The 26950-nt window shown below is 45.2% G+C and carries 32 protein-coding genes; 19 read left to right on the forward strand and 13 right to left on the reverse strand.

The genetic code is table 11. The features are described from left to right. Nucleotides 1–201: 201 nt before the first annotated feature. Nucleotides 202–606, forward strand: a complete 405-nt coding sequence (locus F7Y48_RS20985) for a DUF2061 domain-containing protein (RefSeq protein ID WP_005397464.1) — start codon at nucleotides 202–204, stop codon at nucleotides 604–606. 115 nt (nucleotides 607–721) lie between these two features. Further along, nucleotides 722–1627 carry a bifunctional helix-turn-helix transcriptional regulator/GNAT family N-acetyltransferase gene (locus F7Y48_RS20990; RefSeq protein ID WP_316685351.1) on the forward strand — a complete coding sequence of 302 codons (906 nt, stop codon included), beginning with the start codon at nucleotides 722–724 and terminating at the stop codon, nucleotides 1625–1627. 19 nt (nucleotides 1628–1646) lie between these two features. Here the strand turns inward: F7Y48_RS20990 and F7Y48_RS20995 are convergent, their stop codons facing one another. Continuing rightward, nucleotides 1647–2447, reverse strand: coding sequence for a glycosyl hydrolase 2 galactose-binding domain-containing protein (locus F7Y48_RS20995; RefSeq protein ID WP_104974782.1), 801 nt, complete (start codon nucleotides 2445–2447; stop codon nucleotides 1647–1649). A 166-nt stretch (nucleotides 2448–2613) separates the two neighbouring features. Further along, nucleotides 2614–3027, reverse strand: coding sequence for a ribonuclease E inhibitor RraB (gene rraB / locus F7Y48_RS21000; RefSeq protein WP_005381081.1), 414 nt, complete (start codon nucleotides 3025–3027; stop codon nucleotides 2614–2616). A gap of 583 nt (nucleotides 3028–3610) precedes the next feature. Between rraB and arcA the strand changes: the two genes are divergently transcribed. The 5 genes from arcA (at nucleotide 3611) to F7Y48_RS21025 (ending at nucleotide 8198) form a co-directional block, all read left to right on the forward strand. Then, the gene (gene arcA, locus F7Y48_RS21005; RefSeq protein WP_316685352.1) at nucleotides 3611–4831 is read left to right on the forward strand and encodes an arginine deiminase; all 1221 of its coding nucleotides are present in this window, start codon (nucleotides 3611–3613) and stop codon (nucleotides 4829–4831) included. Between the two features lie 156 nt (nucleotides 4832–4987). Beyond that, nucleotides 4988–5992 (forward strand): ornithine carbamoyltransferase, encoded by a 1005-nt coding sequence (locus F7Y48_RS21010; protein ID WP_012841385.1) that lies wholly within the window; start codon nucleotides 4988–4990, stop codon nucleotides 5990–5992. 281 nt (nucleotides 5993–6273) lie between these two features. Beyond that, nucleotides 6274–7203, forward strand: coding sequence for an aspartate carbamoyltransferase (gene pyrB, locus F7Y48_RS21015; protein ID WP_316685367.1), 930 nt, complete (start codon nucleotides 6274–6276; stop codon nucleotides 7201–7203). A 15-nt stretch (nucleotides 7204–7218) separates the two neighbouring features. After that, the gene (pyrI, locus tag F7Y48_RS21020; protein ID WP_005381086.1) at nucleotides 7219–7680 is read left to right on the forward strand and encodes an aspartate carbamoyltransferase regulatory subunit; all 462 of its coding nucleotides are present in this window, start codon (nucleotides 7219–7221) and stop codon (nucleotides 7678–7680) included. Between the two features lie 128 nt (nucleotides 7681–7808). Beyond that, nucleotides 7809–8198 (forward strand): RidA family protein, encoded by a 390-nt coding sequence (locus F7Y48_RS21025; RefSeq protein WP_005381087.1) that lies wholly within the window; start codon nucleotides 7809–7811, stop codon nucleotides 8196–8198. Between the two features lie 85 nt (nucleotides 8199–8283). Here the strand turns inward: F7Y48_RS21025 and F7Y48_RS21030 are convergent, their stop codons facing one another. The 8 genes from F7Y48_RS21030 to mlaF form a co-directional block, all read right to left on the reverse strand. Then, a complete protein-coding gene (locus F7Y48_RS21030; RefSeq protein ID WP_005381088.1) occupies nucleotides 8284–9009 on the reverse strand; it encodes a 1-acylglycerol-3-phosphate O-acyltransferase in 726 nt (241 codons plus the stop codon). A gap of 146 nt (nucleotides 9010–9155) precedes the next feature. Beyond that, nucleotides 9156–10421 carry a UDP-N-acetylglucosamine 1-carboxyvinyltransferase gene (gene murA / locus F7Y48_RS21035; protein ID WP_316685353.1) on the reverse strand — a complete coding sequence of 422 codons (1266 nt, stop codon included), beginning with the start codon at nucleotides 10419–10421 and terminating at the stop codon, nucleotides 9156–9158. A gap of 9 nt (nucleotides 10422–10430) precedes the next feature. Further along, nucleotides 10431–10685, reverse strand: coding sequence for a BolA family iron metabolism protein IbaG (ibaG, locus tag F7Y48_RS21040; RefSeq protein WP_005396230.1), 255 nt, complete (start codon nucleotides 10683–10685; stop codon nucleotides 10431–10433). 3 nt (nucleotides 10686–10688) lie between these two features. Continuing rightward, the gene (locus tag F7Y48_RS21045; protein WP_316685354.1) at nucleotides 10689–11009 is read right to left on the reverse strand and encodes a lipid asymmetry maintenance protein MlaB; all 321 of its coding nucleotides are present in this window, start codon (nucleotides 11007–11009) and stop codon (nucleotides 10689–10691) included. Continuing rightward, the gene (mlaC, locus tag F7Y48_RS21050) at nucleotides 11009–11647 is read right to left on the reverse strand and encodes a phospholipid-binding protein MlaC (protein ID WP_046873609.1); all 639 of its coding nucleotides are present in this window, start codon (nucleotides 11645–11647) and stop codon (nucleotides 11009–11011) included. The genes F7Y48_RS21045 and mlaC overlap by 1 nt, the downstream gene beginning before the upstream one ends. 2 nt (nucleotides 11648–11649) lie before the next feature. Beyond that, a complete protein-coding gene (gene mlaD, locus F7Y48_RS21055) occupies nucleotides 11650–12138 on the reverse strand; it encodes an outer membrane lipid asymmetry maintenance protein MlaD (protein WP_316685355.1) in 489 nt (162 codons plus the stop codon). 2 nt (nucleotides 12139–12140) lie between these two features. Then, complete coding sequence (gene mlaE / locus F7Y48_RS21060) at nucleotides 12141–12932, reverse strand: lipid asymmetry maintenance ABC transporter permease subunit MlaE (protein WP_005396234.1); 792 nt, start codon at nucleotides 12930–12932, stop codon at nucleotides 12141–12143. Then, the gene (mlaF, locus tag F7Y48_RS21065; protein WP_005396235.1) at nucleotides 12922–13725 is read right to left on the reverse strand and encodes a phospholipid ABC transporter ATP-binding protein MlaF; all 804 of its coding nucleotides are present in this window, start codon (nucleotides 13723–13725) and stop codon (nucleotides 12922–12924) included. Before mlaF ends, mlaE begins: the two co-directional genes overlap by 11 nt. Before the next feature lie 374 nt (nucleotides 13726–14099). On the opposite strand from mlaF, the gene F7Y48_RS21070 reads away from it, so the two are divergent. The 11 genes from F7Y48_RS21070 to mgtE all read left to right on the forward strand — a co-directional run bounded on the left by F7Y48_RS21070 (nucleotide 14100) and on the right by mgtE (nucleotide 22862). Continuing rightward, nucleotides 14100–15065, forward strand: a complete 966-nt coding sequence (locus F7Y48_RS21070; protein ID WP_258586168.1) for a calcium/sodium antiporter — start codon at nucleotides 14100–14102, stop codon at nucleotides 15063–15065. 29 nt (nucleotides 15066–15094) lie between these two features. After that, nucleotides 15095–16066: an arabinose-5-phosphate isomerase KdsD gene (gene kdsD, locus F7Y48_RS21075; RefSeq protein ID WP_316685356.1), complete on the forward strand. Its 972-nt coding sequence runs from the start codon at nucleotides 15095–15097 to the stop codon at nucleotides 16064–16066. Nucleotides 16067–16152: 86 nt separating this feature from the next. Next, entirely contained in the window at nucleotides 16153–16716 is a 564-nt protein-coding gene (gene lptC / locus F7Y48_RS21080; protein ID WP_005396238.1) for an LPS export ABC transporter periplasmic protein LptC, read from the forward strand. Then, the gene (gene lptA / locus F7Y48_RS21085) at nucleotides 16697–17191 is read left to right on the forward strand and encodes a lipopolysaccharide transport periplasmic protein LptA (RefSeq protein ID WP_005396239.1); all 495 of its coding nucleotides are present in this window, start codon (nucleotides 16697–16699) and stop codon (nucleotides 17189–17191) included. The genes lptC and lptA overlap by 20 nt, the downstream gene beginning before the upstream one ends. A 1-nt stretch (nucleotide 17192) precedes the next feature. Then, entirely contained in the window at nucleotides 17193–17918 is a 726-nt protein-coding gene (lptB, locus tag F7Y48_RS21090) for an LPS export ABC transporter ATP-binding protein (RefSeq protein WP_005396240.1), read from the forward strand. A 50-nt stretch (nucleotides 17919–17968) separates the two neighbouring features. Then, nucleotides 17969–19438 carry an RNA polymerase factor sigma-54 gene (locus tag F7Y48_RS21095; protein ID WP_316685357.1) on the forward strand — a complete coding sequence of 490 codons (1470 nt, stop codon included), beginning with the start codon at nucleotides 17969–17971 and terminating at the stop codon, nucleotides 19436–19438. 24 nt (nucleotides 19439–19462) lie between these two features. Further along, nucleotides 19463–19750 (forward strand): ribosome hibernation promoting factor, encoded by a 288-nt coding sequence (gene hpf, locus F7Y48_RS21100; protein WP_316685358.1) that lies wholly within the window; start codon nucleotides 19463–19465, stop codon nucleotides 19748–19750. Nucleotides 19751–19752: 2 nt separating this feature from the next. Then, nucleotides 19753–20199, forward strand: a complete 447-nt coding sequence (ptsN, locus tag F7Y48_RS21105) for a PTS IIA-like nitrogen regulatory protein PtsN (RefSeq protein WP_005381116.1) — start codon at nucleotides 19753–19755, stop codon at nucleotides 20197–20199. 14 nt (nucleotides 20200–20213) lie between these two features. Further along, complete coding sequence (rapZ, locus tag F7Y48_RS21110) at nucleotides 20214–21077, forward strand: RNase adapter RapZ (RefSeq protein ID WP_109170274.1); 864 nt, start codon at nucleotides 20214–20216, stop codon at nucleotides 21075–21077. 2 nt (nucleotides 21078–21079) lie between these two features. Then, nucleotides 21080–21355, forward strand: coding sequence for an HPr family phosphocarrier protein (locus F7Y48_RS21115; protein ID WP_005396244.1), 276 nt, complete (start codon nucleotides 21080–21082; stop codon nucleotides 21353–21355). Nucleotides 21356–21503: 148 nt separating this feature from the next. Then, complete coding sequence (gene mgtE / locus F7Y48_RS21120) at nucleotides 21504–22862, forward strand: magnesium transporter (RefSeq protein ID WP_006742352.1); 1359 nt, start codon at nucleotides 21504–21506, stop codon at nucleotides 22860–22862. A 61-nt stretch (nucleotides 22863–22923) separates the two neighbouring features. Here the strand turns inward: mgtE and pmbA are convergent, their stop codons facing one another. Continuing rightward, complete coding sequence (gene pmbA, locus F7Y48_RS21125; protein ID WP_316685359.1) at nucleotides 22924–24267, reverse strand: metalloprotease PmbA; 1344 nt, start codon at nucleotides 24265–24267, stop codon at nucleotides 22924–22926. 110 nt (nucleotides 24268–24377) lie between these two features. Between pmbA and yjgA the strand changes: the two genes are divergently transcribed. Beyond that, nucleotides 24378–24905 carry a ribosome biogenesis factor YjgA gene (yjgA, locus tag F7Y48_RS21130; RefSeq protein WP_005396253.1) on the forward strand — a complete coding sequence of 176 codons (528 nt, stop codon included), beginning with the start codon at nucleotides 24378–24380 and terminating at the stop codon, nucleotides 24903–24905. An 87-nt stretch (nucleotides 24906–24992) separates the two neighbouring features. On the opposite strand, the gene F7Y48_RS21135 is transcribed toward yjgA, so the two are convergent. Together F7Y48_RS21135 and F7Y48_RS21140 are read right to left on the reverse strand one after the other, a co-directional pair. Further along, on the reverse strand, nucleotides 24993–25955 hold the full coding sequence (locus F7Y48_RS21135) for a D-2-hydroxyacid dehydrogenase (RefSeq protein ID WP_134648105.1): 963 nt from the start codon (nucleotides 25953–25955) through the stop codon (nucleotides 24993–24995). Between the two features lie 93 nt (nucleotides 25956–26048). Continuing rightward, the gene (locus F7Y48_RS21140; protein ID WP_104969831.1) at nucleotides 26049–26801 is read right to left on the reverse strand and encodes a pseudouridine synthase; all 753 of its coding nucleotides are present in this window, start codon (nucleotides 26799–26801) and stop codon (nucleotides 26049–26051) included. Nucleotides 26802–26950: the final 149 nt, after the last annotated feature.

Consider the following 26950-nt stretch of genomic DNA (forward strand, 5'->3'; position numbering starts at 1 on the left):
CCTCAGTGAAAGAGAAGAACTAACACTTCTCACTTTGAATCCAAAGGTTGGCCATCATGGTCAACCTTTTTTGTATATCTTTCACCAAAAACCATCATCAATAGCTTTCCCCTATCGCAACAATACTCATCATCCATTATCATTAATGAGAATTATTATCGATAATAAACTCATCGAAACAAACACGATTGAGTAATTATCATGAAAAAGACACTAACTTTCGCAGCACTGCATTTTACTATCGCATTTAGTGTCGCTTACGTACTCACAGGCGACATTTTAATTGGTAGTTTAATTGCCATGATTGAGCCTTCAGTGAACACCGTAGCCTTCTACTTTCATGAAAAGGCATGGGCAAAAGTCCCAGCACTTAAAGCTCGTCAGTGGATGACCAAATTAAAAACCGCAAGCTTTGCGACCGTGCACTTCAGCGTCGCTTTTACCGTGGTTTACTTACTAACAGGTGATGCATTTGTCGGCGGCGTAATGGCGATGCTAGAGCCGAGTTTGAATACGGTGGCTTACTACTTCCACGAGAAAGTATGGATGCGTAAATCATCAGCAAAAACTCCAGCACCGCAGTTTTGTTTACATCACCACGCTTAAACATGGAGGCTAACTACGTCTCCTAACGAGCCAAATGACATTTATCATTGACAAAGTTGCGCACCGCAATTAATTTAATTGCGGTACGCAACTTTATTTTTAGAGGTAAGTGATAATGAACGCTCGTCAACTCCGACACTACTCCCGTCAAGCCGTCCGATTGCTTGGTATGCTCGATAAACAATGCGGCGATGTCGCTCTTACCCCGGTACAAGCGCACGCATTAGGTGAAATCCAATTGCAGCCATTGACCATAAACCAACTGGCGCAGCAGCTTAGTGTCGACAAGTCCAATGCAAGCCGCACCATTACTGGTTTGATTAAATTAGGTTTGGTTGAGAGCATCGAAAACCCGAAAGATAAACGAAGCCAACTCGTAGTGCTCACAATTCAAGGACAGCAGGCGTTATCGCAACTAGACCAACAGCAAAACAGCTTTTTTGAGCAGTTGCTTACACAACTTGATGACTGTGAGCAAGAACAACTCAAACTTGGTCTAGAGACTTACCTAAAAGGGCTAACAAAAGTGTGTCAGGCAGAGGAATACACCCTTCGACCTCTTACCAAAGCAGACAATCCGCAAGTGGCAGACGTAATTCGTAAAGTCTCTGCTGAATACGGCTTAACCGCAGACAGAGGTTATGGTGTGGCCGATCCAACGCTTGATGATATGTATTCGGTGTATAATCAAAACGGGGCCGCCTATTGGGTCATTGAACATCGCGGAGAGATCGTTGGTGGCGGTGGCTTTGCCCCTTTAGCTGGTGAGCCAAATGTGTGTGAGCTGCAAAAGATGTACTTCTTACCTCAAACACGAGGACACGGTTTAGCCAAACGCATCGTCGCATTGAGCTTACAACTGGCGAAACAGCTTGGGTATCAGCAGTGCTATTTAGAGACAACAGAATGTCTAAGAGAGGCGGTAGGCTTGTATGAAAAGCTAGGCTTTGAGCATCTCGATGCCCCGCTTGGGCAAACAGGGCATGATGCATGTGAAGTCGTAATGTTTAAGGTACTGTAATAAAAAATATTATCAGACGTTAAAGCACAACATGGGTAACGCAAAGCTCCTGGCTCAATGCAACAGTGAAGTTTTGGCGTTGTCCATCCAATTCAACAGACAACTGATAGAGATCATTTGGATCAGGGTCATTAAGATCAGCATACTTTGGCGCTTCAATCTGAAAGAGTGCGCTGGCGTGATCTGCACGAACGTCAATTGGGATATGGTAAGTCATGCCATTAAACTTTACCGCTGCTGACACTAGCCCTGGTGCAAATGTCTGGTAATACAAATCGACCTTAAATTCACACCCGCCACCATGGTGCCAAATCTGCTCGGTTGCCACGCGCTCTAAACGCACGTTGCGAATAAACTGCAAGTAAGGTTCTTGCCACACGCCCAGTCGCTCATCACTTTTCTTATATTGATGTTCAGAAAGCGGGCACAGCTCTGGCTTATCCTCATCGAATAAAAGATCTTCTTCTTCCTCTAGGAACAATATCTCAAAGCGATTACGCCCCATTTGCATGTATGGGCGAATGTCTTTCTTATACACACTTTGCGAGCCATCACAATCAAACACAGCCACGCCGTTCAAACGTACCTCCGCATGGTAATCAACACCACCCATTACCATTTCCACTGCAGGAAATGCCATCATCGCCTCATCCACTTCAATGTCATGCATCAGGTGCCATTCTTGTTGACGGATCGCTTCCTCCGTCAATTCATCAGGCAGGACCAGACTTAAAGGGGCGGGAAAAGTGATGTCATCCTGTGGAATCGAGAGGTCCGTCAGTGGAGAGACTTGCCATAAACCGGCGAGTGAGAGTTGCATATACACCTTGCGCTAGATCAATTTTCACGCATTATAGGGAGAAATCCCCTATAAACTCAATGTGAATTATTTATCACCTCCACATTCATCTGTTGTTGGATGCCATTTTCAAGGTATAAAAAAACCAGCGTTAAACGCTGGTTTCTCTAAAAGAGGTGAGCTTTGATTACTCGTCGTCTTCATCTTCTTCAGGGTAAAGCGCATCTTCGCCTTCGTAGTACGTACCCCAACCGTCATAGATGATGTCGTATTTTTCTGCCAAGTGAATCAGTTTTTCAACTTGCGCATCAATGGCTTCTGCGTCTAATGCTGATTCCATGGTTGCGTCACAGCAAAGCAACTTGTTGCCATCTTCATCTTCAGTTTCTTCCGCTTCAAGCACTTCAAAGCCCATCTTGAATGCTTCAACTACCGCTTTTTCTAGCGTGTCAAAATCTTCTGCAAACAGGTGGTGCTCGATTTCGTATAGCGAATCTGGATCGCTGCCATCTTCTAGCAATGCTGCAATGATATCGCGAGTCTCTTCCTTTTGAATCTCAATTAATTCTTCTACTGATAGATATTCATCTTCGTGAGACATGTTTTGGCTCCAGATTAGTTACTTGATAGAAACACTATACCCGATACTGAGTATGCTGATCCGGTGAAATATGGCATGGATTGCGATGAAAAGCCACAAACAAACATCATACCACCGCGATTCTTATCGGTTATTTGAATATAAATATTAAACCGACCATGCAAAGAAACAAAAAATTAACAAAAAATGGCATTTTTTAATATTCAGAACATCCTAACTGACACTTAATGCGGTTATTTTCTCTTTCTGTGCGTGTTTATGGCGCTTTCTTGAATACACTCACGTGTAAAACGAAGAAGCATAACGAATAAATTCACTTCAATAATGCATAATTGAGAATAAAAATGCACGTTTTATGCACTATGCATGTATTCTTTCTCAATGGGAAAATTAGAATAAAAACGCACGCTCTCCACGTTTCACAAAATAGAATTAAAACCCAAACCAAAACTTCATTAGCAAAGCAGGCAAAACCAAAATCTAAAAAACAATAAAAATTCAGAATATAGGCAAAGCGTAGTGATTTGCATCTTTCTAGGAAGCTTGTCATAACTAACGGCTGGAAAATTTGTAAGGATACAAAATGAGCAAGCTGTACGTTGGATCAGAAGTTGGTCAACTTCGACGAGTTCTATTAAATCGCCCAGAGCGCGCCCTAACCCACTTAACTCCATCAAACTGTCATGAATTACTGTTTGATGATGTTCTTGCTGTAGAAGCGGCAGGTGAAGAGCACGATGCGTTCGCACGCACGCTGCGCGATCAAGATGTAGAAGTGCTTCTCCTCCACGATTTACTGGTCGAAACCCTCGCCGTTCCAGAAGCAAAACAGTGGCTGCTAGATACTCAGATTTCTGACTTTCGTTACGGGCCAACCTTTGCGCGAGACCTACGCCAATATTTTTCAGAAATGGATGATGAACACCTTGCCAGCATCTTTTTAGGTGGCTTAGCTTACTCAGAGCTGCCGATCACCTCATCTTCTATGCTGCCAAAAATGAAGCGTCCGCTGGATTTTGTTATTGAGCCACTACCTAACCACCTATTTACGCGTGATACCTCATGCTGGGTTTATGGTGGTGTATCGCTCAACCCAATGATGATGCCTGCACGCCAACGTGAGACAAACCACTTACGTGCGATTTATCGTTGGCACCCAATTTTTGTTGGCCAAGACTTTATCAAATACTTCGGTGATGATGATCTGCATTATGATAATGCGAATGTCGAAGGCGGTGATGTGTTGGTTATTGGTAAAGGTGCAGTTCTGATCGGTATGTCTGAGCGCACGACCGCGCAAGGTGTAGAAAACCTTGCAGCGAGCCTGTTTAAGGCAGGACAAGCAACCGAAGTGATTGCGATTGATCTGCCTAAACACCGTTCATGCATGCATTTAGACACCGTTATGACCCATATGGATGTGGACACGTTCTCTGTTTACCCAGAGATCATGCGCAAAGATCTCGACACATGGCGCTTAACACCAAAAGGCAATGGTGAAATGCATGTTGAAGCATCTCATAACTACCTGCATGCGATTGAATCTGCTCTTGGCTTAGATCAGCTGAAAATCATCACCACTGGTGGTGACAGTTATGAAGCTGAGCGCGAACAATGGAATGACGCCAATAACGTTCTTACCGTAAAACCGGGCGTTGTGATTGGTTACGAACGCAATGTATACACCAACGAAAAATACGACAAAGCTGGTATCAAAGTACTGACAGTCCCAGGTAACGAGCTTGGCCGTGGCCGTGGTGGCGCCCGCTGCATGAGTTGTCCGATAGAACGAGACGATATATAACCAATTCGTCCTTTTACATTAAATGAATAAAAACTAAGGTTGATGTGAATGCATCAACCTTTTTTAGTTCTACGTAAAAATAATTATTCACAAATAAAGCATTTATATGTTTTAATGCATTCTATTAATTCAATCACACGTACTAAGGGACGAGCTATGGCTTTCAATTTACGTAACCGCAACTTTTTGAAGCTATTGGATTTCTCAACCAAAGAAATCCAGTTCTTGCTCGAACTGTCTGCAGAGCTAAAAAAAGCAAAATATGCAGGAACAGAGCAGAAGACACTTCAAGGTAAAAACATTGCACTCATCTTTGAGAAATCTTCGACTCGTACCCGATGTGCGTTTGAAGTCGCTGCCTTTGACCAAGGTGCTCAAGTCTCTTACATCGGCCCTTCTGGTTCTCAGATTGGCCATAAAGAATCAATGAAAGACACCGCGCGCGTACTTGGCCGCATGTATGATGGCATCGAATACCGCGGTTTTGGCCAATCCATTGTTGAAGAGCTTGGCACTTATGCTGGTGTTCCAGTGTGGAATGGTTTGACTGATGAGTTCCACCCAACCCAAATCCTTGCTGACTTCCTGACCATGCAAGAGCATGGCCGTGGTAAACAGCTGCATGAAATGACCTTCGCTTACCTAGGCGATGCACGCAACAATATGGGCAACTCACTCATGGTGGGTGCCGCTAAAATGGGCATGGATATTCGCCTTGTCGCGCCAAAAGCGTTCTGGCCTGAAGAAGATCTGGTGGCAACTTGCCAAACTATCGCGCAGCAAACTGGTGCAAAAATCACATTAACTGAAAGCGTGGAGGAAGGCGTGAAGGGTTGTGACTTCCTTTACACCGATGTTTGGGTATCTATGGGTGAATCCGCTGAGGCATGGGATGAACGTGTGGCTTTAATGACACCATATCAAATCAATATGGACGTGATTAAACAAACGGGTAATCCACATGTGAAATTCATGCACTGTCTTCCGGCTTTCCACAATGATGAGACCACCGTCGGCAAAGAAGTCGCTGAAAAATACGGCATGAAAGGCCTTGAAGTAACAGAAGAGGTATTTGAGTCAGAATACTCCATCGTATTCGACGAAGCTGAAAACCGTATGCACACTATCAAAGCCGTGATGGTAGCAACATTAGGAAGCTAAACTAGCAAGCAAAAACAGCCGCTAAAAACCATGATGTAATCGCTTGCGCTCACGAAAGTTAAGCGTATAATGCACGGCAATTTGTCTGAGGATTAAGAAATGACCACGCTGATTGCTGACATAAAAACGCGATTTGCTCTCGCTAAGCGACTACGCTTACGTGGTGTTATTTTCTTTAATTCTATTGAATTTTAAAACCTCCCCATTGGGGAGGTTTTTTTATGTCCAAAATTCCTTTCGGTTATTTGGATGTAGTCATCAATGTTATAGGGAAGAAGATCATGGCGAACTCGCTTTACCAGAAGCACATCATCTCTATTCCAGAGCTTTCACGCGAAGAACTGGAACTTATCGTAGAAACAGCAGGTAGCCTTAAAAAAGCACCTCGACCAGAACTGATTAAAAACAAAGTCGTTGCAAGTTGTTTCTTTGAACCATCAACACGTACACGTTTATCGTTTGAAACAGCGATTCAGCGCATTGGTGGTGATGTGATTGGCTTTGATAATGATGGTAATACCTCTCTGGCGAAAAAAGGCGAAACACTCGCAGATTCAGTACAAGTCATCTCTTCTTACGTCGATGCCTTTGTGATGCGTCACCCACAAGAAGGCGCCGCTCGCTTGGCCTCTGAATTCTCAAATGGCGTGCCAGTGATCAACGCTGGTGACGGTGCAAACCAACACCCAACTCAAACTCTACTCGACCTATACACCATCGCGGAAACACAAGGTCGTCTAGACGACTTGAACGTCGCGTTCGTCGGTGACCTAAAATATGGCCGCACGGTGCACTCACTGACTCAAGCATTAGCGAAGTTTAATAACATCCGCTTCTTCTTTGTTGCACCAGAAGCATTGGCAATGCCAGATTACATCTGCGAAGAGCTAGACGAAGCTGGCATTCAATATAGCCTACACACGGACATGGAGAGCGTGATTCCTGAACTGGATATTCTGTACATGACACGAGTACAGAAAGAACGTTTTGACGAATCGGAGTACGCGCACATTAAATCGGCGTATATTTTGACAGCAGCATTACTCGAAGGGGCGCGCGAGAATCTAAAAGTACTCCACCCCCTCCCTCGCGTGGATGAAATCACAACCGATGTTGATAAAACGCCTCATGCTTACTTCTTCCAGCAAGCTCAAAATGGCGTATACGCTCGCCAAGCACTGTTGGCGCTTGTTCTAAACGAAACACTGTAATCGAGGAGAAAACCCATGGCTAAAGAAACTCAATTGCAGGTAGAAGCAATCAAAAATGGCACGGTCATCGACCACATCCCTGCGCAAATCGGCATTAAAGTATTAAGACTGTTCGATATGCACAACTCATCACAGCGCGTTACGATTGGTCTGAATTTGCCATCATCGGCACTCGGTCATAAAGATCTACTCAAAATAGAAAATGTGTTTATTAATGAAGAGCAAGCGAGCAAGTTGGCGCTGTATGCTCCTCACGCGACCGTGAATCAAATCGAAAACTATGAAGTGGTGAAAAAGCTCGCGTTAGAGCTTCCTGAGCGCATCAATGATGTATTTGAATGCCCGAATTCAAACTGTATTTCTCACAATGAGCCAGTAGAAAGCAGCTTTAGCGTATTCGAAAAGAAACAAGAAATCCGCCTAAAGTGTAAGTACTGCGAGAAAGTGTTCTCACGTGAGATCGTAACCGAACGATAAACACACCGTACGACTAGGCGTGATACGTTTAAAATACCCCGCAATGCCGGGGTATTTTACTCTTTACCTACCACGGGTTTAGAGGCAAACTGAGAATCTTTATTCCCTACAACTGATGGAAAAATCAAATGACGAAAGTACTTCACACTGAATCTGCACCAGCAGCAATCGGTCCTTACGTTCAAGGCGTAGATCTAGGTAACATGGTTCTTACTTCAGGCCAAATCCCAGTAAACCCAGCGACAGGTGAAGTGTCTGCTGATATCGCAGAGCAAGCTCGTCAGTCTCTAGAAAACGTAAAGGCTGTGGTTGAATCTTCAGGCCTTAAAGTGTCAGATATCGTGAAGCTAACGGTTTTTGTTAAAGACCTAAACGACTTTGGCACGGTGAACGAAGTTTACGGCAAGTTCTTTGATGAGCACGGCGTAGCAAACTACCCTGCACGTTCTTGTGTAGAAGTCGCTCGCCTACCGAAAGATGTTGGTATCGAGATTGAAGCAATCGCGGTTCGCAAATAATTGCACTTGCTGACAAACATAAAAAAACGGGTAGCTCAGGCTACCCGTTTTTTATTGTCTTTTCGTGATGATATCGCAGTAAAACTTAAGCAGCGTTGCGCTGTTTGACTTCTTCATCTAACGATTCAAGTTTCTCTTTCATCTGTTCACGACAGATATTTGCTAGCTCGCGAATGCCCTCTTTACCATAGCCTTCAGTACTGATTGGAGGTAGCATTTCAACAATCACATGACCATTGTTCCAACGGTTCAGCTTAATTTTATTCGTCGAGCTACATACGATAGGAATGATTGGCACGCCTGCTCCAATTGCTGCATGAAAAGCACCTGTTTTGAATGGCAGCAAACCACGTCCACGAGAACGCGTGCCTTCAGGGAACATCCACACCGAAACATCACTTTCTTTCATGCTGCTCACGACCTGATCGATAGTACCTTTTGCTTTAGAGCGATTCGCTCGGTCAATCAGAATGTTACCCGTAAGCCAGTAAAGCTGACCAAACAGTGGCATCCAAGCTAAGCTCTTTTTACCTACTGTCACAACTTTCGGAGTCACAGCAGCAGAAACAGTAAACATGTCCCAGTTGTTCTGGTGGTTAGCAATGTAAACATGTTGGCCGCGTGAATACGCATCTTCAGGAATACGCAGCTCTAACTTAATCCCAAATACACGAGACATCTTGGCAAACAAGCGGCCAAAAGTGAAAACGTGCTTAGGGTTTCGGGGGCTTAATAGGCAGTAACCACAACCACCAATAAACATAACAATCGCAAAGATAGCGACAGCAAATACACGTAACAGTGCAATCATTCTTGTTCTCCAGGAACCGGCTTTTGCCAGATACAGCTATTAATTTCTCTCTTTCCATAAAGGATAACTATGGTCATGAGAGTGATATAAAAAAGCCGAAACTCAGGTTTCGGCTCTCTTGATATCCAAGTTACCTGCGGTGCAGTTTAACTTGCCTCGCTCACTCGCTCAATATTTGCGCCAAGTGCAGCCAGTTTATTTTCGATTTTGTCGTAACCGCGGTCGATATGGTAAATACGATCAACGATGGTTTCGCCTTTAGCAATACAGCCCGCAATTACCAAGCTAGCCGAAGCTCGTAGGTCGGTTGCCATCACTTGCGCACCACTTAATGACTCAACATCACCACAGATAACGGTGTTGCCTTCAATCTCGGCTTTCGCGCCCATACGCATCAATTCTGGTACGTGCATAAAGCGGTTTTCAAAGATAGTCTCAGTGATCACGCCGCCGCCTTTCGCCATCATGTTTAGTAGCGTAAATTGCGCTTGCATATCGGTCGGGAAGCCTGGATGCGGCGCTGTACGTACACTCACTGCTTTCAGCTCGCGAGCAGTCATATCAACTGAAATCCAATCGTCACCCGTTTCGACAAGCGCGCCAGCTTCTTCTAGCTTGGCTAAAACCGCTTCAAGCAAATGAGCGTTAGTGTTACGACATACTACTTTACCGCCAGATACCGCGGCAGCGACAAGGAATGTTCCCGTCTCAATACGGTCGGCAACCACGTTGTGTTTACAACCACCTAGGCGCTCAACACCTTCAATCGTGATCGTATCTGTGCCTGCACCAGAAATTTTTGCACCAAGCTTATTTAGGAAATCCGCGGTGTCTACAATTTCAGGTTCACGCGCCGCGTTGTCTAGCGTTGTAGTACCTTCAGCAAGTGCTGCAGCACACATGATGGTGATCGTCGCGCCTACGCTGACTTTATCCATCACGATGTGCGCACCTTTTAGACGACCATCAACCTCTGCTTTAACGTAACCATCTTCAAGCGTAATCGTTGCGCCAAGCTGCTCTAGGCCAGAAATATGCAGATCAACAGGACGAGCACCGATAGCACAACCGCCAGGTAGAGAAACCTGACCTTGACCAAATCGCGCTACGAGCGGACCCAAAGCCCAAATAGAAGCACGCATGGTTTTCACCAAATCATACGGTGCGCAGTATTCAGTAATGCTACTTGGATCGACGTGAACAGAACCATTACGGCTTACTTTCGCGCCTAAACGCTTAAGCAGTTCCATGGTTGTATCGATATCACGAAGGTGTGGCACGTTTGCCACTTCTACAGGCTCTTCCGCCAAGATAGACGCAAATAAAATCGGCAGTGCTGCGTTTTTTGCACCGGAAATGGTCACTTCACCAACGAGTGGTTTATCTGACCCAATAACTCGAAACTTTTCCATCAATAAACCTTAAAGCGACATCAGTTTCTTATCACGAGCCCACTCTTCTGGTGTGAACGCTTTAATTGATAATGCGTGAATGTCGTTACGCTGGATGTATTCCATCAGAGGACCATAAATTAACTGCTGCTTCTTAACGCGGCTCATTCCATCGAAACAAGCATCAACAGCAACCACCTCATAGTGGCTACCTTCACCTTTTACATGCACTTCTTGAAGGTTTAGTGCTTCTTCTAATAACTGTTGTACTTTTGCGCTATCCACAATTTACCCCTGATAATTCTGTATGTGTTTGGCCACTAAAGATTCAACATTGCTCAGTTGAAACAAAGTGCGCAGTTGCGCCGGCACGAAACTGAGCATTATATGACAGTTTTGCTTTTTTGCATGCTCTAATAAGTGGATTAACATCACCATTCCTGCAGAGTCGACGCGCTCTATCTCTTTTAACGAGCATTCCAGCTCAGCTTGAGCTGGTTGCCATTGCTGAGCATACGCCCACAATGAGGGCACTGTATCTCTATCAAGTGCCCCTGTTAGCTTAAGAATGTTTTGATCTAATTGCCACTGAGTGGGAGTCTGGGCCATTATTTCTTCGCCTCAAAGCGAATCGGTTCCGCAGCTAATTTTTCTAGATCTTTCGCGACAGATAGAATGCCTTCTTGACGAATTTTGCTATTCCATTCCGACTGTTTGCTAGAGAGTAAACTAATGCCTTCCGCAATCATATCGAACGCTTCCCACTCACCAGATTTGTTGTCTTTACGCAATTTGAACTCTAGCTTGATGTTTGGACGCGGCGTATCGATGATATCAACTTTAATGCTGGTGATACGCTTAGAGTCATCAATGCTAGGCTCAGGACCAAATTCAATTTGTTGGTCACTGTATTGCGTTAGCACTTGGGCATAAGAAGCAATTAAGTACGCGCGAAATGCATCAATAAACTCAAGTACGTCTTCACGTTTCGCTCCTTTTAGGTTTGGACCTAGGAGCTTTAACCCAGCATAGCGGTAGTTGACGTAAGGCATTAGCTCTTCTTCGACAATCACCTTGAGTAAATCTGGGTCTTGTTTGATTTTCGGCTGCTCGGCTTTTAATCTTTCGAACGTGACTTCAGCCACTTGCTTCATCATCTTATAAGGTTCAGTTTTATCCACTTCTGCTGCACTTGTACCAAACGCGCTAAACACAGCACAAACTGAAAGTAATAATCTCGCTAACATAGTTATTCCTTACTTGAATCGTCTGAACCACCTACGCTGTAAAGCACTTGACCAATTAAGTCTTCAAGCACGAGCGCTGATTTGGTGTCTTCGATGGTATCGCCATCGACCAGCATGACTTCATCGTCAAAAACAAAGCCTGGTACTAAACCAATGTATTGCTCACCAATCAAGCCAGACGTCAAAATTTGTACGCTCGACGTTTCTGGGAATTGATTGTATTTGCTATTGATCGATAGAGTTACAACAGGTAATAAGTTATCTGGGTTAAGTGAAATATTGCTTACCCGACCAATCACAACCCCGCCCACTTTTACTGGCGAGCGAACTTTTAAACTACCAATATTATCGAACTCAGCCTTGAGGGTGTAAGTATCACCAGCGCCAATGCTTTTTACGTCAGCAACTTGAAAAATCATCACAAGAATCGCGCAAATTCCCGCTAATACAAAGCTGCCAACCCATAATTCAGTTTTACGTGTTTGTTGCATGATTAATTCCCAAACATCAATGCGGTCAGTACAAAGTCTAGTCCTAGTACTGCTAAAGAAGAATGCACAACAGTGCGCGTAGTTGCTCGGCTGATCCCTTCCGAAGTTGGAATAGCATCATAACCATTAAATAGAGCGACCCAAGTAACCGTAATTGCAAACGCAAAGCACTTGATCATACTGTTACCAATATCCTGTCCTAGTTCAACTGAGGACTGCATCGCTGACCAAAAACTGCCATGGTCAACTCCTTTCCAGTCAACACCAACAAGCTGGGCGCCCCAAATACCCACCGCCATGAAAATCATAGCCAGTAATGGCATTGAAATAGCGCCAGCCCAAAAACGTGGCGCAATCACTCTTTTCAAAGGATCTACCGCCATCATTTCAAGGCTAGAAAGTTGCTCCGTCGCTTTCATCAAACCTATCTCTGCAGTTAACGCAGAGCCTGCACGACCAGCAAACAGAAGTGCAGTGACAACGGGCCCTAATTCACGTAGCAATGAGAGCGCCACCATTTGACCCAAACTGCCCTCTGCGCCGTAATCCACCAGCACAACATAACCTTGTAGGCTCAAAACCATACCAATGAACAACCCAGATACGACGATAATCGCCAGAGACTGGACGCCTACGGAATAAAGTTGTTTAACGAGCAAAGGAAAGCTTTTAAGCGGTTGTGGCTTAGTAAACAGTGCCCCAATCAGCATGAAAGTCGCACGACCAAATGCTCCGCAGATGGAGAGCGTTCGTCTACCTAGTGAGGCGACAAAATGCATAAAATTATCGACCATCAAATAAGTCCTTTTCGATACTTTGAGAAGGGAAGCGAAACGGTACAGGACCATCTGCATCACCTTGTAAGAACTGCTGAACGCGAGGGTCAGGATTCTGATTAAGCTCTTCTGGTGTGCCAAAAGCGATAATTTTGCCATCGGCCATCAGATAAACCCAATCGGCAATACTCATCACTTCAGGCACGTCGTGAGAAACGACTATAGAAGTTAAGCCTAACGCTTGATTTAGATTACTAATGAGCTCAACCAAGACACCCATGGTGATTGGGTCTTGTCCGACAAATGGTTCATCGTACATGATTAAATCTGGGTCTAGGGCGATCGCACGCGCCAACGCAGCGCGTCTTGCCATGCCACCCGATAGCTCGCTCGGCATCAGTTGTGCCGCGCCGCGTAGACCGACGGCTTCAAGCTTAAGCAATACCATGGTACGAATCAGCTCTTCAGATAAATTCGTATGCTCTCGCAATGGGAAGGCGACGTTATCAAAGACATTCAAATCAGTGAATAAAGCTCCTGATTGAAACAACATGCTCATTTTCTTTCGAGCATGGTAGAGTTTTTTACGCGAGAGAGAGGGAATATTGTCGCCATCAAACCAGATCTCTCCTTGCTCGGGATACAACTGACCACCAATTAAACGCAGCAGTGTAGTTTTACCTATTCCCGATGGTCCCATAATGGCCGTCACTTTGCCCTCAGGAACATGCAGATCAATACCATCAAAGATCTTGCGCTCTCCCCGTGAAAAAGTGAGGTTGTTCACGGTGACTAAATCGTTGTTCGACATATCATCTCTTCTACTGTCGGAGCGTTGCAACTCACGGCATCATCAACCAGACACACAACGGAGTTGAATTTCACGTTTAATAAAGTAACGTCGGTACATTTATTAGGCTGCAATCATAAGCACATTGGCTTTGAATTTAAAGCACTGTTCAATTAAATAAAGTCGAGTATATACCTGCAATTTTTTGTGGATTACGATCAAATCAGCGCAAAGTGTTTAAATCCTAGACAAGAATTGCTGATTTAAATGAACGACATTTGCATACATTTTCGTTACTAACCTTTAATTTATTCGTCGTTTATCTTCCATTTTAGGCCGCAAAAGGTCAAAATTAGCGGTTATTCATTTTACTTATTTAATACTTAGGAATTCTCATGCTCGAAGCCGTAGCGTTGCTTATAGTCGGTCTTGTTTTGCTCGTATGGAGTGCAGATAAACTTGTTTTTGGTTCTGCAGCGATAGCCCGCAACGTCGGTATTTCACCTCTTGTCATCGGCATGACAATCCTTGCGATGGGCTCTTCTGCGCCAGAGATGATGGTTTCTGCAACCGCAGCCTGGGACGGAAAAACCGATACTGCCGTGGGTAACGTTTTAGGCTCAAACATCGCGAACATCGCGTTAATCCTAGGTATTACAGCACTCATCAAGCCTCTGTCGATTAGCTCCGCGGTCATCCGCCGGGAACTGCCATTAATGATTGCAGTAACAGTACTCGCCGGTATTCTGCTTTGGAATAGTCATCTCGGTTTTTATGAAGGTGTCTTATTGTTTGTACTCTTTGGGGCATTTTTATTTGCTATGTTGCAGATCAGCCGCAAAGAACAAAAAGCAGGTGATGTTTTTCTTGATGACCAAGAGTCAGAAATCCCAGAAGGCGTCAGCAACCCTAAAGCGATCATGTGGGTGGTTATTGGCCTGATACTGCTTCCTTTGGCAGCAAGCATGCTAGTGGATAACGCGGTGATTATTGCAAAGTATTTTGGCATGAGCGATCTTGTCATCGGTCTGACTATCATTGCCATCGGCACTAGTCTACCTGAGCTCGCAGCATCGCTTGCTGGTGTTTTAAAAGGTGAAGACGACATGGCCGTCGGTAACATTATTGGCTCGAATGTGTTTAATATTCTGGCCGTAATGGGCATTCCTGGCATCATTAATCCATCGGTACTGAGTGAGTACGCGATGGGACGTGACTTCTGGGTCATGTTAGGCGTTTCACTGTTACTTGTCGCGATGTGTTTGGGTAAATCACGCAGTATTAACCGTATTGAAGGTGCAATCTTGTTTGCATGCTTCCTAGGTTATCAAGTGTACTTATTCGCAAACATGGCCGCTTAATTACCACGATAAATAAGTAGAGAACTGATATGTCCAATCAATTTGATTTTCGCGCTGCTGCTAAACAAGTTCTTGATATCGAAGTTGCTGCTCTGCAAGAGCTGGATACCTACTTTGATGATCAATTTGAGAAAGCGTGCGAACTGATCCTTTCCAACAGCGGCAAAGTAGCCGTTATGGGTATTGGCAAGTCAGGCCACATTGGTAACAAGATTGCTGCGACTCTGGCAAGCACGGGGACTTCTGCGTTTTTCGTTCACCCTGGCGAAGCTGCACATGGCGACTTGGGCATGATCAGCCCTGGAGATATTGTGCTCGCAATTTCTAACTCTGGTGAGTCAAACGAAATTCTGTCTCTATTTCCGGTATTAAAACGCCTGAACATCAAGATAATTAGCATGACAGGCAAGCCAGAATCCAATATGGCAAAACTGTCTGACTTGCACCTACAAATTACGGTACCTCAAGAAGCTTGCCCACTAGGGTTGGCACCGACCAGCAGTACCACGGCCACATTAGTAATGGGAGACGCATTAGCCGTAGCCCTACTTCAAGCGCGTGGTTTTTCTGCCGAAGATTTTGCCCTATCTCATCCAGGTGGCGCGTTAGGGAGAAAACTGCTGCTTAAGTTGTCTGATATTATGCACTTTGGAGAAGCGTTACCTAAAGTTTCTCCAAACGCATTGATTCGCGATGCCCTGCTTGAAATTTCAGAAAAAGGGCTAGGCATGACCGCTATCGTCGATGAGTACGATGCTATGCTTGGTATATTCACCGATGGTGATTTACGTCGCACCTTAGACAAACGCATTGATATTCATACGACCGCGATTGGCGAAGTCATGACGACAAATCCAACCACAGCGCACCCTGATATGCTAGCGGTTGAAGGTTTGAACTTGATGCAGAATAAAAATATTAACGCTCTGATTTTATGTAAAGACGAAAAAATTGTGGGTGCACTGAACATGCACGATTTACTAAAAGCTGGCGTGATGTAATATCAGCACAAACATTTAAATCATTTATTACACAAATAAAGGCAATGGTCAGGGAAGTACTGAGCTAAACGATAGGCCTTCATTATATGAGTTTTACTCGCCTTATTTATTTGCTCTTGATCTTCGTTGTCGCATGGTGCGGTTATTACCTACTGACCCCAAAAGGCAACGACGCAATTCAAGTAGCACCAGATTCTGAACTGCCCATGTTCAGTGGTACTGGACTGGAAAACATCACCTATGGTGAAGATGGTGTCCGCAGTTACATCATCCGCTCCACGAACTTAGACCATTATGCTAAGAGTGGAGATACCATTTTTAATAACCCGACTTTGATGGTTTACCGTGAAGGTAGCGTCATTGAATGGAAGGTGACGGCCACAAGAGCCGTGTTAGATGAAGACCAAGTCTTAACGTTATATGACAAAGTCTTAATGCAAAATCTTCTGCCAGGTGCGAGTTTTGATACCATGGCAACAGACAAGTTAGTCATTAATCTAACCAATCGTGATTTTAAAGCTGATCAACAGGTCATGTTGGTTGGGCCACAATTTGAAACTACTGGAGGCGCAATGCAAGGCAACTTAAAGCAGCATACCGCAACTCTGACAGACGAAGTTCAAGGTCGATATGAAACCGTTACACCTTAGCCTACTGGCACTGGTATTGGCGGCGCCTCAAGCGCTGGCACTTAAGTCGGATACTCAACAACCGGTTTACATTAACTCTGACACCCAACAAGTGGATATGAAGAGTAACCAGGTTATCTTTAAAGGCGATGTATCTCTTAAGCAAGGTAGCATCAATATCGATGCTGATAGAATCGTGGTAACGCGCGATCCTAAAACCGAAGCCATCAAACAGATTCAAGCATTTGGTAAACCTGCGAAGTTTTCTCAGCTGATGGACGATGGTAAGACACTGAGTGGTCAAGCTGTGGAGCTGGATTACCGTATTTCTACAGACGAACTGACCATGAAAGGTCAAGCGCAACTGGCACAAGACAACAACACCATCAAAGGTTCTTCGATTCGTTACCAAATTGGTAAACAAAAGCTAGTCGCTGATAGCTCTAAGGAAGAGCGCGTTACGACCATTTTGCAACCCAATCAGATAGAGAACTAATATGGCAGTACTGAGTGCGAAAAACTTGGCGAAAAGCTACAAAAAGCGCAAAGTCGTAACCGATGTTAGCTTGGAAGTTGAATCTGGTCAGATTGTTGGGCTGCTAGGCCCAAACGGCGCAGGTAAAACCACCTCGTTTTATATGATTGTCGGCTTGGTGCCACGAGATGAAGGCACCATCACCATTGATGATAAAGATATCAGTATTCTGCCGATGCACAGTCGTTCGCGTCTCGGGATTGGCTACCTTCCGCAAGAAGCGTCGATTTTCCGTAAGCTGTCGGTAGAAGATAACATCATGGCTGTACTCGAAACTCGTCAAGAAATGACACGTGAAGAGCGCCAAGATAAGCTGGAAGATTTGTTGGAAGAATTCCACATTCAGCACATCAGAACCAGTGCGGGTATGGCACTATCGGGGGGTGAGCGACGCAGAGTGGAAATCGCTCGCGCTTTAGCAGCCAACCCTCAATTCATTTTGTTGGATGAACCTTTCGCTGGTGTTGACCCAATCTCGGTTAATGACATCAAGAAAATCATCGAGCATCTACGCGATCGCGGCCTCGGAGTGTTAATCACTGACCATAACGTGCGTGAAACACTGGACGTATGCGAAAAAGCCTATATCGTAAGCCAAGGGCACCTAATTGCATCGGGAACTCCGGCAGAAGTTCTCAATAATGAACAGGTGAAACAAGTTTATCTCGGCGAACAATTCCGTCTATGATTATATTAGGAACGGTAAGATTCTGAGCATTACAAGGTAAGTAACACTGAATGAAACCTTCATTACAACTCAAGCTAGGTCAACAGTTAGCCATGACGCCACAGTTGCAACAAGCGATTCGCTTACTGCAACTGTCGACACTCGATCTTCAACAGGAAATCCAAGAAGCCTTGGATTCAAACCCATTATTGGAAGTTGAAGAAGGCCAAGATGAGCCTCTAGCAAACGGTGAAGATAAATCAGCGGTCGAGGCTGCTGATAGCAACAGTGCTAACGAACCAGCAGACTTTGACGTTCCAGACAGTTCAGACGTAATTGAGAAGTCAGAGATCAGCTCTGAACTTGAAATCGATACCACTTGGGATGACGTCTACAGCGCGAATACCGGTAGCACTGGCTTAGCTCTTGACGATGATATGCCCGTCTACCAAGGCGAAACCACGGAATCATTGCATGACTACCTAATGTGGCAGCTTGACCTGACACCATTCAGTGAAACCGATCGTACGATTGCATTAGCGATTATTGACGCTGTTGACGACTACGGTTACCTAACCCTATCTCCTGAAGAAATTCATGAGAGCTTCGATAACGAAGAGATTGAGTTAGACGAAGTAGAAGCCGTTCGTAAACGTATTCAGCAGTTCGATCCGCTCGGTGTGGCATCACGCAACTTACAAGAGTGCCTACTGCTACAGCTAGCGACTTTCCCAGAAGACACACCGTGGCTTGCTGAAGCCAAAATGATTCTTGCGGATCATATTGATCACCTGGGGAACCGTGATTACAAGCTCGTCATCAAAGAGACTAAGCTGAAAGAAGCCGATCTCCGTGAAGTACTCAAACTTATCCAGCAGTTAGATCCTCGTCCCGGTAGCCGTATCACACCGGATGATACCGAGTACGTAATTCCAGATGTGTCCGTTTTTAAAGACAACGGCAAATGGACCGTTTCTATCAACCCAGATAGCGTTCCAAAATTAAAAGTTAATCAACAATATGCTCAATTAGGCAAAGGAAATAGCGCGGATAGCCAGTACATCCGCAGCAATTTGCAAGAGGCAAAATGGTTAATTAAGAGCTTAGAGAGTAGAAACGAGACGCTACTCAAAGTTGCAAGATGTATTGTTGAACATCAACAAGATTTCTTCGAGTATGGTGAGGAAGCCATGAAGCCAATGGTACTAAATGATGTAGCCTTGGCAGTGGACATGCATGAATCCACGATTTCTCGTGTAACAACACAAAAATTTATGCATACACCACGTGGCATTTTTGAATTGAAGTACTTCTTCTCTAGCCATGTTAGTACTGACAACGGCGGAGAATGTTCGTCAACAGCAATTCGCGCACTCATTAAAAAACTGGTCGCAGCAGAGAATACTGCTAAGCCATTGAGTGATAGCAAGATTGCTGCTCTTCTGGCTGACCAAGGGATTCAGGTCGCGAGACGTACGATAGCCAAATATCGAGAATCCTTGGGAATTGCCCCTTCAAGTCAGCGTAAACGCCTATTATAAGGCACTAACTGAAAAGGAAAGTCTATGCAAATCAATATTCAAGGCCATCACGTTGATCTTACCGATTCAATGCAAGACTATGTAAATTCTAAGTTTCAGAAGCTCGAAAGGTTCTTCGACCATATCAATCAAGTACATGTTGTACTAAAAGTTGAAAAAATCACTCAAATCGCGGAAGCTACGCTTCATATAAATCAAGGCGAAATCCACGCATCATCTGATGACGAAAATATGTATGCCGCGATCGATTCGCTGGTAGATAAATTGGTTCGCCAACTCAATAAGCACAAAGAAAAACTAAACAGTCATTAATCATGCAACTGAGCGAAATACTGTCATTGGACTGCACCAAGAGTGCGGTCCACTGCACGAGTAAAAAACGCGCCCTTGAAATGATCAGCCGCATCGTGGCTGATCAAACGGGCCAAGATTCTACCGAACTGTTCGAGTGCATGCTCAACAGAGAGAAAATGGGCAGTACTGGTATCGGAAACGGTATTGCGATCCCACACGCTAGAATGCAATCGAGCGACAAGGCTATTGCTGTCTTGCTGCAATGTGATGAAGCAATTGAATTCGATGCGATTGATAATCGACCTGTCGACCTTCTTTTTGCGCTCCTTGTACCAGAAGAACAGTGCAAAGAGCACCTCAAGACTCTATCCTCTATGGCAGAACGTCTGAGCGATAAGCAAGTATTGAAACTACTGCGCAATGCTCAGAGTGATGAAGAACTTTACGACATCATGATTCACCAATAAGCAGGACGGACATCATGCGACTAATCGTGGTTAGCGGGCACTCAGGTGCCGGTAAGAGTATTGCGCTGCGCGTACTGGAAGACTTAGGTTATTACTGTGTTGATAACCTCCCAGTGAATTTGCTGGACGCATTTGTTCACTCTGTTGCTGACAGCAAGCAGAATGTTGCGGTAAGCATTGATATTCGCAATATCCCTAAAAAGCTAAAAGAACTGACTGGTACACTGGAGCAGTTGAAAACAGAGCTTGATGTGACCGTGCTTTTCTTGGACGCCAATAAGGAAACGCTACTCAAACGCTACAGCGAAACACGCCGAATCCACCCTTTATCTTTAGGTGGCACCTCTCTCTCCCTTGACCAAGCCATCGAGCGTGAGAAAGAAATTTTAACACCACTTAAAGCGCATGCCGATCTTGTACTGAACAGCAGCGGACAATCTTTGCATGAGTTGAGTGAAACCGTGCGTATGCGTGTTGAAGGCAGAGATCGCAAAGGGCTTGTTATGGTATTTGAGTCTTTTGGCTTCAAATATGGCCTGCCTTCCGATGCCGATTACGTATTCGACGTTCGCTTCTTGCCCAACCCACATTGGGAACCAGCGTTGCGCCCACTTACGGGTTTGGATGCCTCTATCGCCGCATTTTTGGAGCAGCACCAATCGGTGTTAAGTTTGAAATACCAAATTGAAAACTTTATAGAGAATTGGTTACCTCTGCTCGAGAAAAACAACCGCAGCTATTTGACCGTTGCAATAGGTTGTACCGGTGGTAAACACCGTTCGGTGTACTTAACTCAGCAAATCGGTGAGTACTTCGCCAATAAAGGACACCAAGTGCAAATTCGCCATACCTCACTAGAGAAAAACACTAAGGAGTAGCTGTGGAGTTAAGTCGTAAAGTATTGATTCAAAATCGCCTTGGCTTACATGCTCGCGCAGCCGTCAAACTGGTCGAACTGGCCCAGAGCTTTGAAGCGGTCATCACTATCGACAATGAAGAAGACAAAACCGCCACAGCAGACAGCGTAATGGGTTTATTAATGCTTGAGTCTGCTCAAGGACAGTACGTCACAATCCACGCTGCGGGTGAGCAAGCAGAAGAAGCACTGGATGCCGTTTGCCACTTAATCGAAGATAAATTTGATGAAGGCGAGTAATTTACTCGCTTTTTTATTACCTCTCACTCCCCTTCCCCTCACTGCGCCAATAAATAAATTTGCTTAGTATCATAAGTTGTTATTAAAAGGCGCTTAGAATTAAGCTATTATTCAACGCATTGTAAATATCAGGAATTGGGAGGAATGAATGGCAGAGCAAATTGAATTCGACCAAGCTCACCAAGCCCTCCAAGAAGTCACAGAAGCGCTAGAAAATGGCCGCTTCGTCCATGTTCGTCGTCAGTTACAGGACATGGAACCTGAGGATATCGCTCACCTTTTAGAAGCCTCTCCACGCAAAAGCCGTGAAGTTCTCTGGCAACTCACCGACCCTGAAGACTACGGTGAAATCCTCGACGAACTGAACGAAGACGTCAAAGATAGTCTCGTATCCAAAATGGCACCAGAAGCGCTTGCAGAAGCGACAGAAGGCATGGATACCGATGACGTGGCTTATGTACTGCGTAGCTTGCCAGACAACCTGTCACGCGAAGTCCTGTCGCAAATGGACTCCTCTGACCGTCTGCGTGTCGAAACCGCCCTGTCCTACCCAGAAGACACTGCAGGTGGACTGATGAACACCGACGTTATCACGATTCGTGGTGACGTAGATGTGGACGTGGTTTTACGTTATCTGCGTATGAAAGGTGAACTACCAGAAGCAACGGATGCACTTTATGTCATTGATGAAGAAAGCAAACTGATTGGTGAACTACCAATTACTCTGCTGATCACGACCCAGCCTGATGTCAAAATTGTCGACATCATGGAAGATGCTGACGAAGCGATCACTGTCGATACCAGTGATTCAGATGTTGCTAGTCTGTTCGAACGTCGTAACTGGGTCTCTGCTCCTGTCGTAGACGAGAATCAGCATCTCGTTGGCCGTATCACTATCGATGACGTAGTTGACGTTATCCGTGAAGATGCCGAGCACTCGATGATGAGTATGGCAGGTATGGACGATGACGAAGATACCTTCGCACCCGTTGTAAAATCAGCTCGCAAACGCAGTATCTGGCTTGGGGCCAACGTGTTGGCCGCACTCGCTGCCGCTTCTGTTTCTAACATGTTTGAAGCCACGCTAGACCAGATGGCGGCCATTGCCGTATTGATGACGATTGTTCCTTCCATGGGTGGTGTCGCTGGTAACCAAACCGTCGCACTAGTAATTCGTGGTCTTGCTCTTGGTCATATCGGTGACTCGAACAAACGAGAACTGTTGATGAAAGAAGCCTCGATCGGTTTACTCAACGGCATCATGTGGGCGCTGATTATTGGCGGCATTGTTGTCGCTTGGAAAGGTAACTGGATGCTAGGGGGAATCATTTCCGCCGCGATGCTGACCAACTTATTGGTCGCTGGGGTTGCCGGAGTAACGATTCCAATCCTCTTAAAGAAAATGAACATCGACCCAGCTTTAGCTGGTGGTATGGCGTTAACGACCGTAACGGATGTAATTGGTTTATCAGTATTCTTAGGGCTTGCCACAATACTGATTACCTAGCTGCAAAAACTAAAAAGCCTGATGAACACATCAGGCTTTTTTAATTCTGAATTAGGAAAGCTTACTCACCCGCCACTTTCATCGCATCCAGTAAGATTGAACCCGTTTGAATTTGCGAGCGCGTTTCAACGTCGCTACCTACGGCAACAATCTTATTGAACATGTCCTTCAGATTACCAGCTATGGTAATTTCCGATACTGGGTATTGGATTTCGCCGTTCTCAACCCAAAAGCCTGCAGCACCGCGAGAGTAATCACCTGTTACCACGTTCACGCCTTGCCCCATCACTTCTGTCACTAGCAAACCAGTACCGAGCTCTTTAAGCATTTGTTCGAAGTTTTGGCCTGTCGACTTCACGTACCAGTTATGAATCCCACCAGCGTGACCTGTCGGCGCCATCTTCATTTTACGTGCGGCATAACTGGTTAACAGATAAGTTGCTAGCACACCGTCAGTAATGATCTCACGGTCTTGAGTATATACGCCTTCGCTATCGAATGGGCTTGACGCCAAACCACGTAATACATGTGGGCGTTCCGAGATATTGAACCACTCAGGAAGCACTTGCTTACCAAGGTGATCAAGTAGAAAAGAAGATTTACGGTACAGGTTACCACCGCTGATCGCCATAACTAGGTGACCAATCAAGCCAGTTGCAACATCAGCGGCAAACATGATTGGGTATTTACCTGTCTTTAGGCGCTGCGCATCTAAGCGGTTAATCGTATTCTCTGCCGCCTTACGACCCACTGTTTCTGGTGTCCATAAGTCATCGCGATGACGTGCCACTGTGTAGCTGTAATCACGCTCCATTTCGCCATTTTGACCAACGCCAATCACACAACAGCTGGTACTGTGGCGGCTAGACGCATAGCTTGCTAATAATCCATGGCTGTTACCATACACTTTTACACCGTAGTGGCTATCATAACTCGCGCCATCACTTTGCTTGATTGCACTGTTATAACTTAACGCTTCTTTCTCAGCGGCGATCGCCACATCGGCAGCATAATCGGGATCAGGGGCGTCTGGGTGGAGAAGATCAAGCTCGGGGATCTCTTGCACCATGTATTCTTTGGCTGCGGGCCCTGCAAATGGATCTTCAGATGTGTAATGCGCAATATCCAGCGCCGCAATAACGGTTTGCTCGATAGCAGCTTCACTTAAATCAGACGTGGAAGCACTGCCTTTACGTTGACCTCGGTAAACGGTAATGCCCAGCGCACCATCGCTGTTGAACTCGACATTTTCTACCTCGCCCATGCGAGTAGATACACTTAAACCAGTGCTTTTGGTAATTGCGACTTCGGCGGCGTCAGATTTTGCCGATGCAAGTTTTAAGGCTCTTGCGACGGCTTGCTCTAGCTCGGTACGTTGCTCAGCAACCTGCTGTTTAATATCCATTGTCTTTCACATCTTGTCTTTGATGAACAATAGGATAACAAGAATTTCGCTTTCTCCCCACGATTCTTGTTAAAATAGTCATAATATTAATCAAAACACAGGCAACTGAAATGGCACGTAAGAATCAAAAAGCGCCATGGGAACCAGAAGAAGAGATCATCTGGGTAAGCAAATCCGAGATGAAGCGAGACATGGAAGAACTGCAAAAGCTAGGTGAGGAGCTTGTCGGCCTCAAACCTGCAGTTCTCGAAAAGTTTCCATTGAGCGAAGACCTGCGAGAAGCAATTGCAGACGCACAACGCTTTAAAAACGAAGCACGTCGTCGCCAATTACAACGTATTGGTAAGTTGATGCGTTATGAAGATCCAGAGCCAATCCAAGCGGCGTTGGATAAGATTCGTAACAAGCACTCTCAATTAACGGCGGTATTCCACAAGCTTGAAGCTCTGCGTGATCGCGTGGTGGAAGAAGGCGACAAAGCCATTGATGACGTAATGGAAATGTACCCAGAAGCGGATCGTCAGCGTCTACGCCAATTGGCTCGCCAAGCAGCGAAAGAGAAAAAGGCTGGGAAACCAGCAAAAGCGTACCGCGAAATCTTCCAGATCCTAAAAGGTCTGAACGAAGAAGAGTTTTAATTCGACGGTTCGATGCCAACGAGCATTCAATTAACGAAAAAAGCAGACATGATGTCTGCTTTTTTATCTTTTACTTAAATGTCAGTGTTACACCAAGCGATTAATACGCTCTCCGCGCTCGAAAGCGTTAATGTTCTCGATCAAGATTTCCACTAAACGTTGAATCGATGAGTCGCTGCCCCATGCAACATGCGGTGTCAGTAACAAATTAGGTAAACCCATATTGGCAATCAGCGGATTGCTCTCATCAGCTGGTTCTTGGGTAAAGACATCAAAGCCAGCCGCAGCGATTTCTCCCTGCTTTAGGGCATCCACCAGCGCTTGCTCATTCACCAAGCCTCCACGCCCCGTATTAATTAGAATGGCGTTGGACTTCATTTGTTGCAACTCTGCTTGACCAATTAAATTCTGAGTATGCTCGTTGAGCGGACAGTGCAAAGTCAACGCATCAGAGCGTTTCAATACTTCCTCAAACGGCACATAACCAGGTCGGCATTCTGATGCACCTTTACGCTCAGCAAAGATCACCTGCATGCCTAGCGCATCAGCTAACTGTGCTGTCGCTTGCCCTAAAGCGCCGCTGCCAATAACACCTAGCGTGCTACCACCTATATCCCCGATTGGGTGCGTAAAAAAGCAAAACTGCTTATTACGCTGCCATTCGCCAGCGGCAATATCTTGATGATAACCAAATAAATTTCGGCGTAAAGCAAACAGCATCGCAATCACGTGCTCAGGTACCGAACGCGTCGCGTAACCACGTACATTGGCAGCCGCAATATCATGCTTAGCACAGTAGTCCACATCGACGTTGTTAAAACCAGTCGCGGCAACCGCGATCATCCGCAATTGTGGTAGTTGCTCTAATATATTTTGGTCAAGCAGGACTTTATTGCTAATCACGATATCTGCACCTGCTAACCTTTCTATTACCTGCTCTGGCGCGGTTAAGTCGTACTCACGCCAGTAGTGCTGAAAGCTAGGTCGTGGGATCTCAATATGTTCTGGGATGGTCGCACGGTCCAAAAATACGATGGTCGGCAAAGACATAACAACTCCTTGTTCACGGCTGAAAGACAGGATACATCAACCACAGTAACGAAATAGCGAACTAGAAAGAACCGTTGTTGACTGCGGTTGGCATTAAGGGTGTGGCAACGTTTTATAATCAGGCAATGTACGTTCTGGCGAAAAATAGTTAAAGATCGCCGCCTCGGCTTCAGGATAAAAGTCACAGGGTACAAAAATACTGCTCAGCTGATCCGTAGCTGGATGATAAAAACTTAGCTCCGCAGCGTGCAACTCTAAACGTTCTGAAAACTGATACGCCTCTTCGCTTGCATAAAACTCATCACCCACAATCGCATGACCAATCGCCATCAAATGCACGCGTAACTGATGCGATCGACCAGTAATGGGCAGTAGTCGCACAACGGTCGTATGGGTGCCATCAGGGTGCACTTCACGCTTCACCACTTGGAATAAAGTTTGAGATGGCTTGCCGTCGTCGAAGCATACTTTTTGTCGCGGACGATTTGGCCAATCACAAATTAATGGAAGATCAATATTCCCTTCTTGCGGTTCAACATGCCCCCAAACACGTGCGTAATACACCTTGTGGGTGAGACGATATTGGAACTGCTTTTTTAATGCTCGCTCCGAAGGTTTGTTTTTCGCCAGCAGCATCAACCCTGATGTCGACATATCCAAGCGATGCACTACTTGGATTTCTGGATGCACTTCCTTGAGGCGGCTCCACATGCTGTCGTAATGCTCTGCAAGTCGACCAGGAACAGAGAGTAACCCAGATGGCTTATTCACTGCCAGAATGTCGTCATCCTCAAAAACGATATCGACCCAAGGGTCGGTGGGAGGGGTATATTCAAGCATTGCCATGGGAGATCTCTACAAAATAAAAACGCCGCGATTATATAACTAAATAGTACCCAAATGCAGGGTTATGAAGAAAAGTTCAAACCAATAAAACAAAGTCAATCCTTTAGCATAAAAACTAAAAATAGCACGTTGTAAATTTAGTTTGACAA

Origin of the sequence: Vibrio sp. 2-1-2a (assembly GCF_032648565.1) — a bacterium.
Lineage (GTDB): Bacteria > Pseudomonadota > Gammaproteobacteria > Enterobacterales > Vibrionaceae > Vibrio > Vibrio diabolicus.

Excerpts from the sequence above, each read along its gene's own strand:
- F7Y48_RS20985 (WP_005397464.1), top strand. The coding sequence starts at position 202 with ATGAAAAAGACACTAACTTTCGCAGCACTGCATTTTACTATCGCATTT.
- F7Y48_RS20990 (WP_316685351.1), top strand. The coding sequence starts at position 722 with ATGAACGCTCGTCAACTCCGACACTACTCCCGTCAAGCCGTCCGATTG.
- F7Y48_RS20995 (WP_104974782.1), bottom strand. The coding sequence starts at position 2,447 with ATGCAACTCTCACTCGCCGGTTTATGGCAAGTCTCTCCACTGACGGAC.
- rraB (WP_005381081.1), bottom strand. The coding sequence starts at position 3,027 with ATGTCTCACGAAGATGAATATCTATCAGTAGAAGAATTAATTGAGATT.
- arcA (WP_316685352.1), top strand. The coding sequence starts at position 3,611 with ATGAGCAAGCTGTACGTTGGATCAGAAGTTGGTCAACTTCGACGAGTT.
- F7Y48_RS21010 (WP_012841385.1), top strand. The coding sequence starts at position 4,988 with ATGGCTTTCAATTTACGTAACCGCAACTTTTTGAAGCTATTGGATTTC.
- pyrB (WP_316685367.1), top strand. The coding sequence starts at position 6,274 with ATGGCGAACTCGCTTTACCAGAAGCACATCATCTCTATTCCAGAGCTT.
- pyrI (WP_005381086.1), top strand. The coding sequence starts at position 7,219 with ATGGCTAAAGAAACTCAATTGCAGGTAGAAGCAATCAAAAATGGCACG.
- F7Y48_RS21025 (WP_005381087.1), top strand. The coding sequence starts at position 7,809 with ATGACGAAAGTACTTCACACTGAATCTGCACCAGCAGCAATCGGTCCT.
- F7Y48_RS21030 (WP_005381088.1), bottom strand. The coding sequence starts at position 9,009 with ATGATTGCACTGTTACGTGTATTTGCTGTCGCTATCTTTGCGATTGTT.
- murA (WP_316685353.1), bottom strand. The coding sequence starts at position 10,421 with ATGGAAAAGTTTCGAGTTATTGGGTCAGATAAACCACTCGTTGGTGAA.
- F7Y48_RS21045 (WP_316685354.1), bottom strand. The coding sequence starts at position 11,009 with ATGGCCCAGACTCCCACTCAGTGGCAATTAGATCAAAACATTCTTAAG.
- mlaC (WP_046873609.1), bottom strand. The coding sequence starts at position 11,647 with ATGTTAGCGAGATTATTACTTTCAGTTTGTGCTGTGTTTAGCGCGTTT.
- mlaD (WP_316685355.1), bottom strand. The coding sequence starts at position 12,138 with ATGCAACAAACACGTAAAACTGAATTATGGGTTGGCAGCTTTGTATTA.
- mlaE (WP_005396234.1), bottom strand. The coding sequence starts at position 12,932 with ATGGTCGATAATTTTATGCATTTTGTCGCCTCACTAGGTAGACGAACG.
- mlaF (WP_005396235.1), bottom strand. The coding sequence starts at position 13,725 with ATGTCGAACAACGATTTAGTCACCGTGAACAACCTCACTTTTTCACGG.
- F7Y48_RS21070 (WP_258586168.1), top strand. The coding sequence starts at position 14,100 with ATGCTCGAAGCCGTAGCGTTGCTTATAGTCGGTCTTGTTTTGCTCGTA.
- kdsD (WP_316685356.1), top strand. The coding sequence starts at position 15,095 with ATGTCCAATCAATTTGATTTTCGCGCTGCTGCTAAACAAGTTCTTGAT.
- lptC (WP_005396238.1), top strand. The coding sequence starts at position 16,153 with ATGAGTTTTACTCGCCTTATTTATTTGCTCTTGATCTTCGTTGTCGCA.
- lptA (WP_005396239.1), top strand. The coding sequence starts at position 16,697 with ATGAAACCGTTACACCTTAGCCTACTGGCACTGGTATTGGCGGCGCCT.
- lptB (WP_005396240.1), top strand. The coding sequence starts at position 17,193 with ATGGCAGTACTGAGTGCGAAAAACTTGGCGAAAAGCTACAAAAAGCGC.
- F7Y48_RS21095 (WP_316685357.1), top strand. The coding sequence starts at position 17,969 with ATGAAACCTTCATTACAACTCAAGCTAGGTCAACAGTTAGCCATGACG.
- hpf (WP_316685358.1), top strand. The coding sequence starts at position 19,463 with ATGCAAATCAATATTCAAGGCCATCACGTTGATCTTACCGATTCAATG.
- ptsN (WP_005381116.1), top strand. The coding sequence starts at position 19,753 with ATGCAACTGAGCGAAATACTGTCATTGGACTGCACCAAGAGTGCGGTC.
- rapZ (WP_109170274.1), top strand. The coding sequence starts at position 20,214 with ATGCGACTAATCGTGGTTAGCGGGCACTCAGGTGCCGGTAAGAGTATT.
- mgtE (WP_006742352.1), top strand. The coding sequence starts at position 21,504 with ATGGCAGAGCAAATTGAATTCGACCAAGCTCACCAAGCCCTCCAAGAA.
- pmbA (WP_316685359.1), bottom strand. The coding sequence starts at position 24,267 with ATGGATATTAAACAGCAGGTTGCTGAGCAACGTACCGAGCTAGAGCAA.
- yjgA (WP_005396253.1), top strand. The coding sequence starts at position 24,378 with ATGGCACGTAAGAATCAAAAAGCGCCATGGGAACCAGAAGAAGAGATC.
- F7Y48_RS21135 (WP_134648105.1), bottom strand. The coding sequence starts at position 25,955 with ATGTCTTTGCCGACCATCGTATTTTTGGACCGTGCGACCATCCCAGAA.
- F7Y48_RS21140 (WP_104969831.1), bottom strand. The coding sequence starts at position 26,801 with ATGGCAATGCTTGAATATACCCCTCCCACCGACCCTTGGGTCGATATC.